Source organism: Tyzzerella sp. An114 (genome assembly GCF_002161055.1).
Lineage (GTDB): Bacteria > Bacillota > Clostridia > Lachnospirales > Anaerotignaceae > Fimicola > Fimicola cottocaccae.
This window is the reverse complement of record NZ_NFLT01000006.1, coordinates 151113-168138: the sequence shown is the minus strand read 5'-3', so window position 1 is coordinate 168138 and position 17026 is coordinate 151113. Positions and strand designations below refer to the sequence as shown.

Below are 17026 nucleotides of genomic sequence, written 5' to 3'. Positions count from 1 at the left end.
TGAACCATGGCAACACAGAATACAGAACAGGGTATAGTTTTCGATTCTATTAAAATCGGTCTGGCTTCTCCTGAAAAAATCCGTGAATGGTCCAGAGGAGAGGTTAAAAAACCTGAAACTATAAATTACAGAACACTCAAACCTGAAAAGGACGGTCTTTTCTGTGAAAGAATTTTCGGACCAAACAAGGATTGGGAGTGTCACTGTGGTAAATATAAAAGAATAAGATACAAAGGCGTTGTCTGTGACAGATGTGGCGTTGAAGTTACAAAGTCAAAGGTACGTCGTGAGAGAATGGGACACATCGAGCTTGCAGCTCCTGTGTCACATATCTGGTATTTTAAAGGTATTCCTTCAAGAATGGGTCTCATACTTTCTATGAGCCCAAGAGCTCTTGAAAAAGTTCTCTACTTTGCTTCATATGTTGTACTTGACAGTGGAGATACTGACCTTACTTATAAACAGCTTCTTACTGAAAAAGAATTCAGAGATGCTTATGACAGATGGGGTAATACTTTCAAAGTTGGTATGGGTGCTGAAGCTATTAAACAGCTCCTTATGGATATTGACCTTGAAAAAGAGTCTGTTGAGCTTAAAAAACAGCTTGTTGATACAACAGGTCAGAAGAGAATTAGAATTATAAAGAGACTTGAGGTTATTGAGTCATTTAGAACTTCAAATAACAAACCTGAATGGATGATACTTGATGCAATCCCTGTTATTCCACCAGACATTCGTCCTATGGTACAGCTTGACGGTGGACGTTTTGCAACAAGTGACCTTAATGACCTTTATAGACGTGTTATAAATAGAAATAACCGTCTTAAAAGACTTCTTGAGCTTGGTGCTCCTGATATTATCGTTAGAAATGAAAAGAGAATGCTTCAGGAAGCTGTTGACGCCCTTATTGATAATGGTCGTCGTGGTAGACCTGTTACAGGTCCTGGAAACAGACCTCTTAAATCTCTTTCAGATATGCTTAAAGGTAAACAGGGACGTTTCCGTCAGAACCTTCTCGGAAAACGTGTTGACTACTCCGGACGTTCTGTTATCGTTGTAGGTCCTGACCTTAAGATTTATCAGTGTGGTCTTCCTAAAGAAATGGCTATTGAATTATTTAAGCCTTTCGTTATGAAGAAACTTGTTGAAGACGGTCTTGCACATAATATTAAATCAGCAAAAAGAATGGTTGAAAGATTACAGACTGAAGTTTGGGATGTCTTAGAAGATGTTATCAAAGAACACCCAGTTATGCTTAACCGTGCACCTACACTTCACAGACTTGGTATTCAGGCATTTGAACCTAAACTTGTTGAAGGTAGAGCTATTAAACTTCACCCACTCGTTTGTACAGCTTACAATGCTGACTTCGACGGTGACCAGATGGCTGTTCACGTTCCTCTTTCTGTTGAGGCACAGGCAGAATGCCGTTTCCTTCTTCTTTCACCAAACAACCTTTTAAAACCTTCTGATGGTGCTCCTGTTACTGTTCCTTCACAGGACATGATTTTAGGTATGTACTATCTTACACTCACTAAAGACGGTGAGCCTGGTGAAGGTAAAGTGTTTAAAGATGAAAACGAGGCTCTTCTTGCTTATGATAACCATGAAGTTTCACTTCATGCTCGTATCAAAGTTAGAAAAACTATGGAATTTAACGGTGTTAAAGAAACAAGAATTGTTCCTACAACTGTTGGTTTCATAATATTTAATGAAGCTATTCCTCAGAACCTTGGTTATGTTGATAGAACAAACGAAGAAGATAAATTTAGATATGAAATTGATTTCCTTGTAGATAAAAAGGGAATTGGTAAAATTATAAATAGATGTATAAATAAATGTGGTTCAACTGAAACTGCTGTTGTTCTCGATAAGATTAAAGCTCTCGGTTATAAATTCTCAACTAGAGCTGCTCTTACAGTTTCTGTTTCTGATATGGAAATTCCTAAAGAAAAAGGCGAATACCTTAAAGAAGCTGAAGACAAAGTTGAAGTTATCACAAAGAAATTTAGACGTGGTCTTATGACTGATGAAGAACGTCATAACAAAGTAATTGAAGCTTGGAACATTGCCAACGATAAGATTACAGATGCTCTTCTTAAAGGACTTGGTAAATACAATAACATATTCATGATGGCTAACTCTGGTGCCCGTGGTTCTAACAGCCAGATTAAACAGCTTGCCGGTATGCGTGGTCTTATGGCTAACCCATCTGGTGGTATTATCGAGCTCCCTATTAAGTCTAACTTCCGTGAAGGTCTTACAGTTCTTGAGTATTTCATTTCTGCTCACGGTGCTAGAAAAGGTCTTACTGACACAGCTCTTAGAACTGCCGACTCTGGTTATCTTACACGTCGTCTTGTTGACGTTTCTCAGGATATTATTATCCGTGAATGGGATTGTTGTGCAGACAGCGAAAAAGAAGCTCCAGGTCTTGTTGTTAGAGCTATTGTTGACGGTAACGAAGTTATCGAAGGATTACAGGATAGAATTAGAGGAAGATGGTCTGTTAATGATATTCTTCATCCTGAAACAGGTGAAGTTATCGTTCATGCAGACAGTATGATTACTCCTGACCTTGCTGAAAAAGTTGAAAAAGCAGGAGTTAAAGAAGTTCTTATTAGAACTGTCCTCACTTGTCGTTCTGAAATCGGTATTTGTTCAAAATGTTACGGTGCAAACATGGCCAGTGGTCGTTCAGTTCGTATCGGTGAGTCTGTTGGTATCATAGCTGCTCAGTCTATCGGTGAGCCTGGTACACAGCTTACAATGCGTACTTTCCATACTGGTGGTATTGCCGGAGATGACATCACACAGGGTCTTCCTCGTGTTGAGGAGCTTTTTGAAGCAAGAAAACCTAAGGGACTTGCTATTATCGCTGAGTTTGGTGGTACTGTAACACTTAATGATACAAAGAAAAAACGTGAGGTTGTTATAACAAATCCTGAAACAGGTGAAGTTAAAGATTATCTTATACCTTACGGTTCAAGAATAAAAGTTTATGACGGTGACCGTATTGAAGCCGGTGACGAAATAACAGAAGGTAGCGTTAACCCACATGACATTCTTAAGATTAAAGGACTTCGTGGTGTTCAGGATTACATGATACAGGAAGTTCAGAGAGTTTATCGTCTTCAGGGTGTTGAGATTAACGATAAACATATCGAGGTTATTGTTCGTCAGATGCTTAAGAGAGTTAAAATCGAAGAAAATGGCGACACAGATTTCCTTCCAGGAAGCCTTGTTGACTGGCTTACATTCGAAAATACAAACGAAGCTCTTGAAAAAGAAGGAAAAGAGCCTGCTAAGGGAAGTCGTGTACTTCTTGGTATCACAAAAGCATCTCTTGCTACTGACTCATTCCTTTCAGCTGCTTCATTCCAGGAGACAACAAGAGTTCTTACTGAAGCTGCTATCAAAGGCAAAGTTGACCCTCTTATCGGTCTTAAAGAAAACGTTATTATCGGTAAGCTTATACCAGCTGGTACAGGTATGAATAGATATCGTGATATTGATATTGTTCCTTCTGGTGATGCTTCTGATGATGAAGATGATGAAATGTAATTTATGATTTTTAGGCACAGACATTTGTCTGTGCCTTTATCATTTTTACCATAAAATTTGATTTCTTTTAATTTATCATTTTGCATTTTTTTGAAAACAAAGTTTTATTATGTCAATTTTGTGGAAAAAAACTTGGAAAATCCTTAATTTTCTACATTTTTTTAAGGTTAAGTTTTGGAAAAATGCCTTGACTTTTAATTATTTAGATGATATGATTTTTGAGTGTCTGTGAGCAGGCTTATTTAGTGTGTTCAAAGATATATATTTTGCAGATAATGCAATGGCAGAAACGTATTAATTTGTAAGGAGGTGCAATTAAATGCCAACATTTAATCAGTTAGTAAGAAAAGGTAGACAGACAGTAGAGAAAAAATCAACTGCTCCTGCTCTTCAGAAAGGATTCAACTCTTTAAAGAAGAAATCAACAGATATTTCTTCTCCACAGAGACGTGGTGTTTGTACTGCAGTTAAAACTTCTACACCTAAGAAACCTAACTCAGCTTTAAGAAAAATCGCCAGAGTTCGTCTTTCAAACGGTATCGAAGTTACAGCTTACATCCCAGGTGAAGGACACAACCTTCAGGAACACTCTGTTGTTCTTATAAGAGGTGGTAGAGTTAAAGACCTTCCTGGTGTTCGTTATCACATCATCAGAGGTACACTCGACACAGCTGGTGTTGCTAAGAGAATGCAGGCTCGTTCTAAATACGGTGCTAAGCGTCCTAAAGCAGCTAAAAAATAATTTTAATTTAATTTAATTTTTGAAAAATAGGTTATGCCTTATACAAATCAATACAATCTGCTGATTGCCGGTATAGATTAAGATATAGTATTAAGGCATGTACGCACAATTTAGTATGTGCGAGTACCGAGAATATATTTATTCATTAAGGAGGGAAGAATCGTGCCAAGAAAAGGACATGTTGCAAAAAGAGAAGTTTTACCAGACCCATTATACAATAGCAAGCTTGTAACAAAGCTTATCAACAGCATAATGCTTGACGGTAAAAAAGGTGTTGCCGAAAAAATAGTTTACGGCGCATTCGAAAAAGTATCAGAAAAAACAGGTAAAGAGGCTTTAGAGGCTTTTGAAGAAGCTTTAAACAACATCATGCCTGTACTTGAGGTAAAAGCTCGCCGTGTTGGTGGTGCTACTTACCAGGTACCAATGGAAATTAGACCAGAAAGAAGACGTACACTTGGTCTTCGTTGGTTAACAGTATACAGCAGAAAACGTGGCGAAAAGACTATGATTGACCGTTTAGCAGGTGAAATCTTAGATGCTTTAAACAACGCCGGCGGTGCTGTTAAGAAGAAAGACGAAACACATAAAATGGCAGAAGCTAACAAAGCTTTCTCACATTACAAATGGTGATTTTGAAAATCTTAAAATCTTTATAGGGGCGAAACTTTTAAAGTTTTCGCCCATATGTTGGTTATTTGGATTTTCAAAAAAATTTATGTGTGAAAATTGAACCCGCAAGGGATAATACAATCGTTTGAAATATGGAAAAAAGGAGGAGTACAAGTGGCTGCAAAAAGAGAATATCCTCTTGAGAGAACTAGAAATATTGGTATTATGGCCCACATTGACGCAGGTAAGACTACATTAACAGAACGTATTCTTTTCTACACAGGCCGTAACTACAAAATCGGTGATACTCACGAAGGTACAGCTACAATGGACTGGATGGAGCAGGAACAGGAAAGAGGTATAACAATTACTTCTGCCGCTACAACTTGCCATTGGCTTGACAATAGAATTAATATTATCGATACACCGGGACACGTTGACTTCACAGTAGAAGTTGAGCGTTCACTCCGTGTACTTGACGGTGCTGTTTGTGTATTCTGTGCAAAGGGCGGCGTTGAGCCTCAGTCAGAAACTGTTTGGAGACAGGCTGATAACTATAACGTACCTAGAATGGCATTTGTAAACAAAATGGACATTATGGGTGCTAACTTCTACAATGTACTTCAGATGATGGTTGACAGACTTGGATGTAATCCAATCGCTGTTACACTTCCAATCGGTGCTGAAAGTGACTTCGTAGGAATTATCGACCTTATGAAAATGAAAGCTTACATCTATGAAAATGAAACAGGAACAGAAATCGATGAAGAAGACATTCCTGCTGATTACATGGATAAAGCTGAAGAATACAGAGCAAAAATGGTTGAAGCTATCTGTGAAACAGATGAAGAACTTATGGAAAAATTCTTCAACGAAGAAGAAATCACAGAAGCTGAACTTAAAGCTGCTCTTCGTAAAGCTTGTATCGCTTGTGAAGCTATTCCTGTATTCTGTGGTTCTGCTTACAGAAACAAAGGTGTACAGAAACTTCTTGATGGCGTTATCGAATACATGCCAGCTCCAACAGATATCCCTGCTATAAAGGGTATCGACCCTAATACTAATGAAGAAATCGAAAGACATGCATCAGATGAAGAACCATTCTCAGCTCTTGCATTCAAGATTATGAACGACCCATTCGTTGGTAAACTTGCTTTCTTCAGAGTTTATTCAGGAACTTGTGATGCAGGTTCTTATGTATACAACTCAACAAAGGGTAAAAAAGAACGTATTGGACGTATCCTTCAGATGCATGCTAACCACCGTGAAGAAATCGACAAGGTTTATGCTGGTGACATCGCTGCTGCTGTAGGTCTTAAGTTCACTACAACTGGTGATACAATCTGTTTTGAAGATGACGAAGTTATCCTTGAATCAATGGTATTCCCAGAACCAGTTATTGAGGTTGCTATCGAGCCTAAAACAAAAGCTGGTAGAGATAAAATGGGTATTGCTCTTGCAAAACTTGCAGAAGAAGACCCAACATTCAAAACATATACAAACCAGGATACTGGTGATACTATCATCGCTGGTATGGGTGAGCTCCACCTTGAAATCATCGTTGACCGTCTCTTAAGAGAGTTCAAAGTTGAAGCTAACGTTGGTGCTCCTCAGGTTTCATATAAAGAAACATTCCGTAAAGCTGTTGACGTAGAAGGTAAATTCGTACGTCAGTCTGGTGGTCGTGGACAGTATGGTCACTGTAAAGTTAGATTCTATCCTATCGGTACAGATGCTGAACATAACTACGAGTTCGTAAACAGCACAGTTGGTGGTTCTATTCCTAAAGAATATATCCCAGCTATCGACAAAGGTATACAGCAGGCTATGCAGAGTGGTATCCTTGGTGGATATCCTGTACTTGGTGTTAAAGCTGAAGTTTATGACGGAAGCTACCACGAAGTTGACTCATCTGAAACAGCTTACCAGATTGCCGGTTCTATGGCATTCAAAGAAGCTATGAAGAAAGGTGACGCTGTTCTTCTTGAGCCTATCATGAAGGTTACAGTTTCTGTTCCTGAAGAATACATGGGTGACGTTATTGGTGACATTAACTCACGTCGTGGACGTATCGAAGGTATGGAAGCAAGAAGTGGTGTACAGGTTGTTCATTCATTCGTTCCACTTGCTGAAATGTTTGGATACTCAACAGACCTTCGTTCTAAGACACAGGGACGTGGTACTTACGTAATGGAAGTTGACCACTATGAACCTTGTCCAAAGAACATTCAGGAGAAAGTTCTTGCAGGAAAAGCTGCTAAAGACTGATAACTGATAATAGAATATTGTTTTTGGCAATAACTATTGCCAAAAACAATTATTTTTAATATAATTATATTTGATTTATAAGCTTTATAAGCTAATTTATTGAATCTTCATTAATTTTGGAGAGCTTATGCTCTCATTACCTAAAGGAGGAAGTTTAAAAATGGCAAAGGCTAAATTTGAAAGAACTAAACCACATATGAACATTGGTACAATCGGACACGTTGACCATGGTAAAACAACATTAACAGCTGCTATCACAAAAACACTTCACGAAAGATACAACATCGGTGAAGCAGTTGCTTTCGAAAACATCGATAAAGCTCCAGAAGAAAGAGAAAGAGGTATCACAATCTCTACAGCTCACGTTGAATATGAAACACCTAACAGACACTACGCTCACGTAGACTGCCCAGGTCATGCTGACTACGTTAAAAACATGATCACAGGTGCTGCTCAGATGGACGGTGCTATCCTTGTTGTTGCTGCAACAGACGGTCCTATGGCTCAGACAAGAGAACATATCCTTCTTTCAAGACAGGTTGGTGTTCCTTACATCGTAGTATTCATGAACAAATGTGACATGGTAGACGACGAAGAACTTCTTGACCTTGTTGAAATGGAAATCAGAGAACTCCTTAACGAGTATGAATTCCCAGGAGATGACACACCAATCATCCGTGGTTCTGCTTTCCAGGCTCTTCAGGATCCATCAAGCGAATGGGGAGACAAAATCCTTGAACTCTTCAACGAAATCGAAGCTTACATCCCTGAACCAAAAAGAGATGTTGACAAACCATTCCTTATGCCAGTTGAGGACGTATTCTCAATTACAGGACGTGGTACAGTTGCTACAGGTAGAGTTGAAAGCGGTGTAGTTAAAGTATCTGATGAAGTTGAAATCGTTGGTCTTGCTGACGAACCAAGAAAAGTTGTTGTAACAGGCGTTGAAATGTTCAGAAAACTCCTTGACCAGGCTGAAGCTGGTGACAACATCGGTGTTCTTCTTCGTGGTGTTCAGAGAAACGAAATCGAAAGAGGACAGGTTCTTGCTAAACCAGGTTCAATCACACCTCATACAAAATTCAAAGCTCAGGTTTACGTATTAAGTAAAGAAGAGGGTGGACGTCATACACCATTCTTCAACAACTACAGACCACAGTTCTACTTCAGAACAACAGACGTTACAGGTGTTATCTCTCTTCCAGAAGGAACAGAAATGTGTATGCCTGGTGACAACGTTGAAATGACAATCGAACTTATCACAAAAGTAGCTATGGCTCCTGGTCTTAGATTCGCTATCCGTGAAGGTGGTAGAACAGTTGGAGCTGGCTCAGTTGTTGAAATCATCGAGTAATTTTAACTGAGAAAGTTTAAACTTAATTTTATATAAATTTGTGTCCGGAAGATATTCACCCTGAAGGTTCGCCTTCAGGGTGTTTTTGTGTTTTTAAATATTTTTTGAGTTTTATGCATTTTTTGCATAAAAAACGGATTTATGGTTAAAGTATAAATTAATATTGCACAAAAATATTGAATGATTTTTAAGTATAAGACCTTTTAAAAAGACATTTGTTTTAGAGGTATTATACAATATGCATATAAAAATTTAATTAAAGAGTTTAAATTTTTATTGAAAATCCAAGAAAAAACACGAATTTTTTTATAAAAAACTCTTGTCAAAATAAAGTTTATAGTATATAATAATCCATGTTGTGACATAAGAGCGATGAAGCAGAAGGTTGCTAAGTTACCCAATGACTTAGGTTTTTCTGCAGAGCGATGTCCAGTTCAAGAAACCGGGCGACAAGGTCACTGTACAGAATATAAGGGTAGGAAATCGTCATTAGGGCGATGAGTGTGTCTATAAGTGTGTAGATACACCCGGATAAGTGTGCAGTCACCACTTGTCGTACTGAAACAATTAAGTGCGAAAAGGAGGGGACTTTTTTTTATGGCAAATCAGAAAATCAGAATCAGTCTCAAAGCGTATGATCATAAGTTAATCGATCAGTCAGCAGTTCAGATAATCGAAACTGCAAAGAAAACAGGTGCTCAGATAAGTGGACCTATTCCACTCCCTACTAAAAAAGAAGTAGTTACAATATTAAGAGCTGTGCACAAATATAAAGATTCTAGAGAGCAGTTCGAAATGAGAACACATAAGAGACTTATTGATATTCTTACACCAAACGCTAAAACAGTTGATGCTTTAAGCAGACTTGATTTACCAGCTGGTGTTGATATCACATTAAAACTTATGTAATAAAAAAAAGTACAACAAATTAGGAAATTATCCAAAAGAATGGTTTTATATAAGGGAAACACACCAACGCAACTTATATTAAACTAGAATGATTACCCGTAAGAAAGAATTTTCGAGAAGGGCAATCCGCTGTAGAAAATCAGGAGGTGCAAGAGAATGAAAAAAGCTATTATGGCAAAAAAAGTTGGAATGACACAGGTTTTCACAGATAACGGTGTATTCGTTCCAGTAACAGTTCTTGAAGCAGGTCCATGCGTTGTTGTTCAGAAGAAAACAGTAGAAAACGACGGATACGCTGCTATTCAGGTTGGTTACACAGAAATAAGAGAAAAACTTGTTAACAAACCAGAAAAAGGTCATTTTGACAAAGCTGGTGTTACTGCAAAAAGATACTTAAAAGAGTTCAGACTTGAAGATGCTGAAAACTATGAAGTAGGTGCAGAAATTAAAGCAGACGTATTTGCTGCAGGAGATAAAGTTGACGTTAGCGGTATCACAAAAGGTAAAGGCTTCCAGTCAACAATTAAGAGATACAATGCTCAGAGAGGACCTATGGGCCACGGTTCTAAATCACATAGAGTTGTAGGTTCTATGTCTTCAGGTACTACACCAGGTCGTGTTAAAAAAGGTAAAAAAATGCCTGGACATATGGGTCACGTTAACGTAACAATTCAGAACCTTGAAATTGTACGTGCTGATGCAGAAAAGAACATTATCCTTGTTAAAGGTGCTGTTCCAGGACCAAAAGGTTCAATCTTAGTAATTAAAGACAGCGTAAAGGCTTAATTTCTTTACGAAAGGAGGATAACACACATGGCAAATGTTGCATTATATAACATGAACGGCGAGCAGGTTGGTACAATCGACCTTAACGACGACATTTTCGGATTAGAAGCAAGTGAACATGCTATGCACATGGCAGTAGTACAGTACCTTGCTAACCAGAGACAGGGCACACAGAGTGCTAAAACTCGTTCAGAAGTCAGAGGCGGCGGAAGAAAGCCTTGGAGACAGAAAGGAACAGGTCATGCTAGACAGGGTTCTATCCGTGCTCCACAGTGGACTGGCGGTGGCGTAGTATTCGCTCCAAAGCCAAGAGACTACTCTTTCAAACTTAACAAAAAAGTTAAAAGACTTGCTCTTAAATCAGCTCTTTCAACAAAAGTTGCTGAAAACAGCATCATCGTTTTAGATGAATTAAAATTAGACGAAGTTAAAACAAAAGCTATGGTTAATGTTTTAGGAAACATCAAAGCTGAAAAAGCTCTTATCGTAATGGATGGTGTTAACAAAAACGTTATGCTTTCAGCTAGAAACATAGAGGGCGTTAAAACAGCTTCTGTAAGTACAATCAATGTATATGATTTATTAAAATACAACACACTTGTAGTTACAAAAGATGCTGTAGCTAAAATTGAGGAGGTGTACGCATAATGGCAGACCTTAAATATTATGACGTAATACTCAAACCTGTTATCACTGAAAACAGTATGTCAATTATGGACGAAAAGAAATATACTTTCCTCGTTCACCCAGAAGCTAACAAAGCTATGATTAAAGATGCAGTTGAAAAAATGTTCGACGGAGCAAAAGTTGCATCTGTAAACACAATGAACTACTCAGGAAAACCAAAAAGAAGAGGAATGGTTTGGGGTAAGACAGCTAAATTCAAAAAAGCTATTGTAAAACTTACAGCAGACAGCAAGGAAATCGAAATTTTCCAGGGTATGTAATTAATTTTTAATCGTTGAGTAAAACACACGGCTGTGTGTAGAATATATTTGAAACCGAATCGAAAGGAGTGGAACACATGGGCATTAAAAGATATAAGCCTTATACACCTTCCAGAAGACACATGACAGTGTCAACATTTGATGAAATCACAAAATCCACACCTGAAAAATCATTAGTAATTCATTTAAAGAAAAATTCAGGTAGAAACAATCAGGGTAAAATAACTGTTCGTCACAAAGGCGGCGGAGCTAAAATCAAATACAGAATTATCGACTTTAAACGTAATAAAGACGGTATTCCAGCAAAAGTAACAGCTATTGAATACGATCCAAACAGAACAGCAAACATTGCTCTTATCGTATATGCTGATGGTACAAAATCATACATTCTCGCACCTTATGGATTAAAGGTTGGCGACACTGTAATGAGTGGTGCTGAAGCAGAAGTTAGAACAGGTAATGCTCTTCCAATGAGATATATTCCTGTTGGTGCAAACATCCACAACATCGAAATGAAAGTTGGAAAAGGTGGACAGCTTGTTCGTTCAGCTGGTAACGTTGCACAGCTTATGGCTAAAGAAGGAAAATACGCTACAGTAAAATTACCTTCAGGCGAAATGAGATTACTTCCTATTGATTGTAAAGCAACAATCGGTCAGGTTGGTAACATCGATAATGAACTTGTTCATATCGGTAAAGCAGGTAGAAAACGTCACATGGGTATCAGACCAACAGTAAGAGGTTCTGTAATGAACCCTAATGACCATCCACACGGTGGTGGTGAAGGTAGAGCACCTATCGGACGTCCATCTCCAATGACACCTTGGGGCAAACCTGCAATGGGTTATAAGACAAGAAATAAACACAAAGCTTCAAACAAACTTATCATCAGAAGAAGAGATAAGTAATATTAGAAAAGCTTGTTTTCGTATAGCGGCTTAATGCCGCATCATAGGTAAAAGGAGGACTAGAAAATGGGTAGATCACTCAAAAAGGGAGCTTTCGCAGATGACCATCTTTTAAAGAAAATCGATGCGTTAAACGCTGACAACAAAAAAGAAGTTGTTAAAACATGGTCACGCCGCTCAACAATTTTCCCAGAATTCATCGGACACACTATCGCTGTTCATGACGGTAGAAAACACGTGCCTGTATATATAACAGAAGATATGGTTGGACACAAACTTGGTGAGTTCGCTTTAACAAGAACTTACAGAGGTCACGGAAAAGACGCAGAAAAGAAATCAAGAGTTCGTTAATTAGATTTATTGGAAGGAGGTTTCGTTCATGGCAAAGGGACATAGAAGCCAAATTAAAAAGGAAAGAAATATAGCAACTAAGGACAAACGCCCACAGGCAACAGCCAAATATGTTGGAATTCCTGCTTCAAAGGCTAAAATCGTTTTAGACCAGATTAAGGGCAAAGACGTAGTTACAGCAGCAGCTATGTTAAACTACTCTCCAAGAGTTGCAGCAGATATAATCGGAAAAGTATTAAAATCAGCAGTAGCAAATGCAGAAAATAATTTAGGTATGGATGTCAGCAAATTATATGTTGAAGAAGTAATAGCAGGACAGGGTCCTACAATGAAAAGAATTCGCCCAAGAGCACAGGGTAGAGCATATAGAATCTTAAAGAGAAGCAGTCATATATCCATAATCCTCAATGAGAGATAAGGAGGTACGAAATGGGACAGAAAGTAAATCCACATGGCTTAAGAGTTGGCATTATCAAAGATTGGGATACTAAATGGTATGCTGAAAAAGAATTTGCTAACTACTTAGTTGAAGATGTTAAAATAAGAGAATATATTAAAAAGAAACTTTACACAGCTGGTGTTTCAAAAATCGCTATCGAAAGAACAGCAGACAGAGTTAAAGTTACTGTAAATACAGCAAAACCAGGTATCGTTATCGGAAGAAACGGTGCTGCAATCGAAGAACTTAAATCAGAAGTTCAGAAATTAACAAAACAGAACGTTGCAATCAACGTTGAAGAAATCAAAAGACCAGAGCTTGACGCTCAGTTAGTGGCTGAAAATATTGCATTACAGCTTGAAAACCGTGTTACTTTCCGTCGTGCTATGAAGCAGGCTATGGGAAGAACAATGAAATTTGGTGCTAAAGGTATCAAAACAGCTGTTTCAGGACGTTTAGGCGGAGCTGATATGGCTAGAACAGAAACTTACCATGACGGAACTATTCCACTTCAGACATTACGTGCAGATATCGAATACGGATTTGCAGAAGCTGACACAACATACGGAAAGCTTGGCGTAAAAGTTTGGATTTACAAAGGTGAGGTTCTTCCTGTTAAAGCAGCTAAAAAGGAAGGAGGAGCTGAGTAATTATGTTAATGCCAAAAAGAGTTAAAAGACGTAAACAGATGAGAGGCAGAATGAAAGGAAAAGCCCTCAGAGGAAATAAGGTAACATACGGCGATTTCGGTATCCAGGCTCTTGAGCCAAGCTGGGTAACATCAAACCAGATTGAGGCAGCCCGTATCGCTATGACTAGATATATCAAACGTGGTGGTAAAGTTTGGATCAAAATTTTCCCAGACAAACCAATCACAGCAAAACCTGCTGAAACTCGTATGGGTTCCGGTAAAGGAACACCAGAATACTGGGTAGCAGTAGTAAAACCTGGCAGAGTAATGTTTGAAATCGGCGGAGTTGCTGAGGAGACAGCTAGAGAGGCGTTAAGACTTGCTATTCACAAGTTGCCAATCAAATGTAAAATAGTTTCCAAGGCAGAACAGCAGGCGGAAATGGAAGGTGAAAGCAGTGAAAACTAAAGGTTACGTTAAGGACTTAAGAGCAAAATCAATTGATGAATTAAATAAAGACCTTGTTTCTGCAAAGAAAGAATTATTCAACTTAAGATTCCAGAACGCAACAAATCAGTTGGATAATACTGCAAGAATCAAGGAAGTTCGTAAAAATATAGCAAGAATTCAGACTGTTATTACACAGAATCAGAGAACAGCTGAATAATTTCTAACAGTCAGTGAAAGGAGGCACACCTCGTGGAAGAAAGAAATCTTCGTAAGACTAGAATTGGTAGAGTAGTTAGCGACAAGATGGATAAAACAATCGTTGTTGCTGTTGAAGATAAAGTTAAACATCCATTATATGGAAAAATCGTAAACAGAACTTACAAACTTAAAGCTCATGATGAAAACAATGAGTGTCACGTTGGAGACAGAGTAAAAGTTATGGAAACAAGACCATTATCAAAAGATAAAAGATGGAGACTTGTTTCAATCGTAGAAAAAGCTAAATAATAAGCTGTTACGAAAGGAGGCAATCAAGTATGGTTCAGCAGGAAACCAGATTAAAAGTAGCAGACAATTCAGGAGCAAAAGAACTCCTTTGCATAAGAGTACTTGGTGGTTCTACAAGAAGATATGCAGGAGTTGGCGATATAATAGTAGCTGCAGTTAAAGACGCAACACCTGGCGGAGTTGTTAAAAAAGGTGATGTTGTTAAAGCAGTAGTAGTAAGAACAGTACAGAGAGTAAGAAGAGCTGACGGAAGCTACATCAGATTTGATGAAAACGCAGCGGTTATAATCAAAGACGACAAAAACCCAAGAGGTACTCGTATATTCGGACCAGTAGCCAGAGAGCTTAGAGAGAAACATTTCATGAAGATATTATCTCTTGCTCCTGAAGTATTATAATGGAGGTGTTTCGGGTGTCAATGAGATTAAAAAAAGGCGACAAAGTTGTTGTTATCGCTGGTAAAGATAAAGGTAAAGAGGGAAAAATCCTCAATGTAGATAGAAAACACAACAAAGTTATCGTTGAAGGTATCAACATGGTAACAAAACACACAAAACCAAACGCTATGAATCAGCAGGGCGGAATTGTTACTAAAGAAGCATACATTCATGCTTCAAACGTTATGTATCTTCATAACGGAAAAGCAACAAGACTTGGTGCTATGATTAAAGACGGAAAGAAAGTAAGAATTGCTAAAAAGACAGGCGAAGTTATCGACTAATAACCTGTGAAAGGAGGTAAATGATGAACAGATTAAGAGAATTCTATGAATCAGAAGTTGTTGACGCAATGACTAAAAAGTTTTCATATACAAATAAAATGGCTGTACCAAAACTCGAAAAAATCATAATCAACATGGGTGTTGGTGAAGCTAAAGAAAATGCTAAGGTTCTTGACGGAGCTGTTAAAGACCTTACAATAATCTCAGGTCAGAAACCTGTAATCACAAGAGCTAAAAAATCAGTAGCTGCTTTCAAACTTCGTGAAGGTATGCCAATCGGATGTAAAGTTACTCTTCGTGGAGACAGAATGTATGAGTTTGCTGACAGACTTATAAATCTTGCACTTCCACGTGTACGTGACTTTAGAGGTGTTAAAGCTAACTCTTTCGACGGTAGAGGAAACTACACAATGGGTATTAAAGAACAGCTCATCTTCCCTGAAATCGAATATGATAAGGTAGACAAAATCAGAGGTATGGACGTTGTATTCGTTACAACAGCAAACACTGATGAAGAAGCAAGAGAATTATTAAGATTATTCGGAATGCCATTCGCAAAATAAGGGAGGGAATAGATATGGCTAAAAAGTCAATGGTTGTTAAGCAGCAGAGAGCACCAAAGTTCTCAACAAGAGCTTACACACGTTGTAGAGTATGTGGTAGACCACACGCTGTACTCAGAAAGTATGGAATATGCCGTATTTGCTTCCGTGAATTAGCTTACAAAGGACAGATTCCGGGAGTAAAGAAAGCTAGCTGGTAAACGAAAGGAGGACAACACAAATGTCAATGAGTGATCCAATCGCAGATATGCTCACAAGAATCAGAAATGGCAATACTGCAAAACATGACACAGTAGATGTGCCTTCATCAAAGATGAAAAAGGCAATTGCTGATATATTAACTAACGAAGGTTACGTTAAAGGATATGAAGTTATTGAAGACGGAGTTAAAGCTACACTTCGTATTTCATTAAAATATGGTAAAGATAAAAACGAAAAAGTAATTACAGGTATCAAGAGAATTTCTAAACCTGGTCTTAGAGTTTTCGCTGGTAAAGATGAGCTTCCAAAAGTTCTTGGTGGACTTGGAACAGCTATCATCTCTACAAATAAAGGTGTTATGACTGACAAAGAAGCTAGAGAGCTTGGTGTTGGTGGCGAAGTAATCGCTTTCATTTGGTAATTAATAAATAAGTATATAGAATATTCAGGAGGTGCAGAACATGTCAAGAATAGGTAAATTACCTGTTGAAATTCCAGCTGGTGTTGAAGTAACAGTTGGCGAAGGCAACCTTGTTACTGTAAAAGGACCTAAAGGAACTTTAACTCGTAAAATGGCTGATGACATGAACATCGCAGTAGAAGCTGGTCAGATTGTTGTTACAAGACCAAGCGATTTAAAAAGACATAAATCATTACACGGCTTAACAAGAACACTTCTTAACAACATGGTTATCGGTGTTACTAAAGGCTATGAAAAAGTTCTTGAAATCAACGGTGTTGGTTACAGAGCTGCTAAATCAGGAAAAAAATTAACTTTAACACTTGGTTACTCTCACCCAGTTGAGATGATGGATCCAGAAGGAATTGAAACAGTTCTTGAAGGACAGAACAAAATCACTGTTAAAGGTATAGATAAAGAAAAAGTTGGTCAGTTTGCTGCTGAAATCAGAACAAAAAGACCACCAGAACCTTACAAAGGTAAAGGTATCAAATATGCTGATGAAACAATCAGACGTAAAGTTGGTAAGACTGGTAAGAAATAATTTAAGTCTTAATATGCAGTATTTATATGCTGCATAAGGCTTTTATATATTTATATCAGAAAGTGACTA

22 protein-coding genes are annotated in these 17026 nt (G+C 38.1%); all 22 read left to right on the top strand.

The genetic code is table 11. From position 1 onward, the window contains the following. Positions 1-6: 6 nt before the first annotated feature. Complete coding sequence (gene rpoC / locus B5E58_RS07815) at positions 7-3564, top strand: DNA-directed RNA polymerase subunit beta' (protein ID WP_088109127.1); 3558 nt, start codon at positions 7-9, stop codon at positions 3562-3564. A gap of 319 nt (positions 3565-3883) precedes the next feature. Beyond that, the gene (gene rpsL / locus B5E58_RS07810) at positions 3884-4306 is read left to right on the top strand and encodes a 30S ribosomal protein S12 (protein ID WP_088109126.1); all 423 of its coding nucleotides are present in this window, start codon (positions 3884-3886) and stop codon (positions 4304-4306) included. Positions 4307-4468: 162 nt separating this feature from the next. Next, positions 4469-4939, top strand: a complete 471-nt coding sequence (gene rpsG / locus B5E58_RS07805) for a 30S ribosomal protein S7 (protein ID WP_206608562.1) — start codon at positions 4469-4471, stop codon at positions 4937-4939. Positions 4940-5092: 153 nt separating this feature from the next. Then, positions 5093-7186 carry an elongation factor G gene (fusA, locus tag B5E58_RS07800; protein ID WP_275532720.1) on the top strand — a complete coding sequence of 698 codons (2094 nt, stop codon included), beginning with the start codon at positions 5093-5095 and terminating at the stop codon, positions 7184-7186. A gap of 160 nt (positions 7187-7346) precedes the next feature. After that, on the top strand, positions 7347-8540 hold the full coding sequence (gene tuf / locus B5E58_RS07795) for an elongation factor Tu (RefSeq protein WP_088109125.1): 1194 nt from the start codon (positions 7347-7349) through the stop codon (positions 8538-8540). Between the two features lie 597 nt (positions 8541-9137). Further along, entirely contained in the window at positions 9138-9449 is a 312-nt protein-coding gene (gene rpsJ, locus B5E58_RS07790) for a 30S ribosomal protein S10 (RefSeq protein WP_088109124.1), read from the top strand. Between the two features lie 156 nt (positions 9450-9605). Beyond that, positions 9606-10235 carry a 50S ribosomal protein L3 gene (gene rplC, locus B5E58_RS07785; RefSeq protein WP_088109123.1) on the top strand — a complete coding sequence of 210 codons (630 nt, stop codon included), beginning with the start codon at positions 9606-9608 and terminating at the stop codon, positions 10233-10235. A gap of 27 nt (positions 10236-10262) precedes the next feature. Further along, positions 10263-10883, top strand: coding sequence for a 50S ribosomal protein L4 (gene rplD / locus B5E58_RS07780; protein ID WP_088109122.1), 621 nt, complete (start codon positions 10263-10265; stop codon positions 10881-10883). Further along, entirely contained in the window at positions 10883-11182 is a 300-nt protein-coding gene (gene rplW / locus B5E58_RS07775; RefSeq protein ID WP_088109121.1) for a 50S ribosomal protein L23, read from the top strand. The genes rplD and rplW overlap by 1 nt, the downstream gene beginning before the upstream one ends. A 77-nt stretch (positions 11183-11259) precedes the next feature. Next, positions 11260-12090: a 50S ribosomal protein L2 gene (rplB, locus tag B5E58_RS07770; protein ID WP_088109120.1), complete on the top strand. Its 831-nt coding sequence runs from the start codon at positions 11260-11262 to the stop codon at positions 12088-12090. Between the two features lie 66 nt (positions 12091-12156). Continuing rightward, entirely contained in the window at positions 12157-12441 is a 285-nt protein-coding gene (gene rpsS / locus B5E58_RS07765) for a 30S ribosomal protein S19 (RefSeq protein WP_088109119.1), read from the top strand. Positions 12442-12469: 28 nt separating this feature from the next. Next, the gene (gene rplV, locus B5E58_RS07760; RefSeq protein WP_088109118.1) at positions 12470-12859 is read left to right on the top strand and encodes a 50S ribosomal protein L22; all 390 of its coding nucleotides are present in this window, start codon (positions 12470-12472) and stop codon (positions 12857-12859) included. An 11-nt stretch (positions 12860-12870) separates the two neighbouring features. Then, on the top strand, positions 12871-13530 hold the full coding sequence (gene rpsC / locus B5E58_RS07755) for a 30S ribosomal protein S3 (protein WP_088109117.1): 660 nt from the start codon (positions 12871-12873) through the stop codon (positions 13528-13530). Between the two features lie 2 nt (positions 13531-13532). Continuing rightward, on the top strand, positions 13533-13979 hold the full coding sequence (gene rplP / locus B5E58_RS07750; protein ID WP_088109116.1) for a 50S ribosomal protein L16: 447 nt from the start codon (positions 13533-13535) through the stop codon (positions 13977-13979). After that, positions 13969-14178 carry a 50S ribosomal protein L29 gene (rpmC, locus tag B5E58_RS07745; protein ID WP_088109115.1) on the top strand — a complete coding sequence of 70 codons (210 nt, stop codon included), beginning with the start codon at positions 13969-13971 and terminating at the stop codon, positions 14176-14178. Before rplP ends, rpmC begins: the two co-directional genes overlap by 11 nt. Before the next feature lie 32 nt (positions 14179-14210). Next, the gene (gene rpsQ, locus B5E58_RS07740) at positions 14211-14468 is read left to right on the top strand and encodes a 30S ribosomal protein S17 (RefSeq protein WP_088109114.1); all 258 of its coding nucleotides are present in this window, start codon (positions 14211-14213) and stop codon (positions 14466-14468) included. A 29-nt stretch (positions 14469-14497) separates the two neighbouring features. Then, positions 14498-14866 (top strand): 50S ribosomal protein L14, encoded by a 369-nt coding sequence (gene rplN / locus B5E58_RS07735; RefSeq protein WP_088109113.1) that lies wholly within the window; start codon positions 14498-14500, stop codon positions 14864-14866. Positions 14867-14886: 20 nt separating this feature from the next. Beyond that, positions 14887-15189 (top strand): 50S ribosomal protein L24, encoded by a 303-nt coding sequence (gene rplX / locus B5E58_RS07730; protein WP_088109178.1) that lies wholly within the window; start codon positions 14887-14889, stop codon positions 15187-15189. Positions 15190-15212: 23 nt separating this feature from the next. Beyond that, a complete protein-coding gene (gene rplE, locus B5E58_RS07725) occupies positions 15213-15752 on the top strand; it encodes a 50S ribosomal protein L5 (protein WP_088109112.1) in 540 nt (179 codons plus the stop codon). A gap of 14 nt (positions 15753-15766) precedes the next feature. Then, on the top strand, positions 15767-15952 hold the full coding sequence (locus B5E58_RS07720) for a type Z 30S ribosomal protein S14 (RefSeq protein WP_088109111.1): 186 nt from the start codon (positions 15767-15769) through the stop codon (positions 15950-15952). Positions 15953-15972: 20 nt separating this feature from the next. Further along, entirely contained in the window at positions 15973-16374 is a 402-nt protein-coding gene (rpsH, locus tag B5E58_RS07715) for a 30S ribosomal protein S8 (RefSeq protein WP_088109110.1), read from the top strand. Between the two features lie 40 nt (positions 16375-16414). After that, on the top strand, positions 16415-16957 hold the full coding sequence (gene rplF, locus B5E58_RS07710; RefSeq protein ID WP_088109109.1) for a 50S ribosomal protein L6: 543 nt from the start codon (positions 16415-16417) through the stop codon (positions 16955-16957). Positions 16958-17026 lie beyond the last annotated feature (69 nt).

Excerpts from the sequence above, each read along its gene's own strand:
- rplE (WP_088109112.1), top strand. The coding sequence starts at position 15,213 with ATGAACAGATTAAGAGAATTCTATGAATCAGAAGTTGTTGACGCAATG.
- rplC (WP_088109123.1), top strand. The coding sequence starts at position 9,606 with ATGAAAAAAGCTATTATGGCAAAAAAAGTTGGAATGACACAGGTTTTC.
- rpoC (WP_088109127.1), top strand. The coding sequence starts at position 7 with ATGGCAACACAGAATACAGAACAGGGTATAGTTTTCGATTCTATTAAA.
- rpsH (WP_088109110.1), top strand. The coding sequence starts at position 15,973 with ATGTCAATGAGTGATCCAATCGCAGATATGCTCACAAGAATCAGAAAT.
- rpsL (WP_088109126.1), top strand. The coding sequence starts at position 3,884 with ATGCCAACATTTAATCAGTTAGTAAGAAAAGGTAGACAGACAGTAGAG.
- rplP (WP_088109116.1), top strand. The coding sequence starts at position 13,533 with ATGTTAATGCCAAAAAGAGTTAAAAGACGTAAACAGATGAGAGGCAGA.
- rplW (WP_088109121.1), top strand. The coding sequence starts at position 10,883 with ATGGCAGACCTTAAATATTATGACGTAATACTCAAACCTGTTATCACT.
- rplF (WP_088109109.1), top strand. The coding sequence starts at position 16,415 with ATGTCAAGAATAGGTAAATTACCTGTTGAAATTCCAGCTGGTGTTGAA.
- rplB (WP_088109120.1), top strand. The coding sequence starts at position 11,260 with ATGGGCATTAAAAGATATAAGCCTTATACACCTTCCAGAAGACACATG.
- rplD (WP_088109122.1), top strand. The coding sequence starts at position 10,263 with ATGGCAAATGTTGCATTATATAACATGAACGGCGAGCAGGTTGGTACA.
- rpsS (WP_088109119.1), top strand. The coding sequence starts at position 12,157 with ATGGGTAGATCACTCAAAAAGGGAGCTTTCGCAGATGACCATCTTTTA.
- B5E58_RS07720 (WP_088109111.1), top strand. The coding sequence starts at position 15,767 with ATGGCTAAAAAGTCAATGGTTGTTAAGCAGCAGAGAGCACCAAAGTTC.
- rplV (WP_088109118.1), top strand. The coding sequence starts at position 12,470 with ATGGCAAAGGGACATAGAAGCCAAATTAAAAAGGAAAGAAATATAGCA.
- rpsC (WP_088109117.1), top strand. The coding sequence starts at position 12,871 with ATGGGACAGAAAGTAAATCCACATGGCTTAAGAGTTGGCATTATCAAA.
- rplN (WP_088109113.1), top strand. The coding sequence starts at position 14,498 with ATGGTTCAGCAGGAAACCAGATTAAAAGTAGCAGACAATTCAGGAGCA.
- rplX (WP_088109178.1), top strand. The coding sequence starts at position 14,887 with ATGAGATTAAAAAAAGGCGACAAAGTTGTTGTTATCGCTGGTAAAGAT.
- tuf (WP_088109125.1), top strand. The coding sequence starts at position 7,347 with ATGGCAAAGGCTAAATTTGAAAGAACTAAACCACATATGAACATTGGT.
- rpsJ (WP_088109124.1), top strand. The coding sequence starts at position 9,138 with ATGGCAAATCAGAAAATCAGAATCAGTCTCAAAGCGTATGATCATAAG.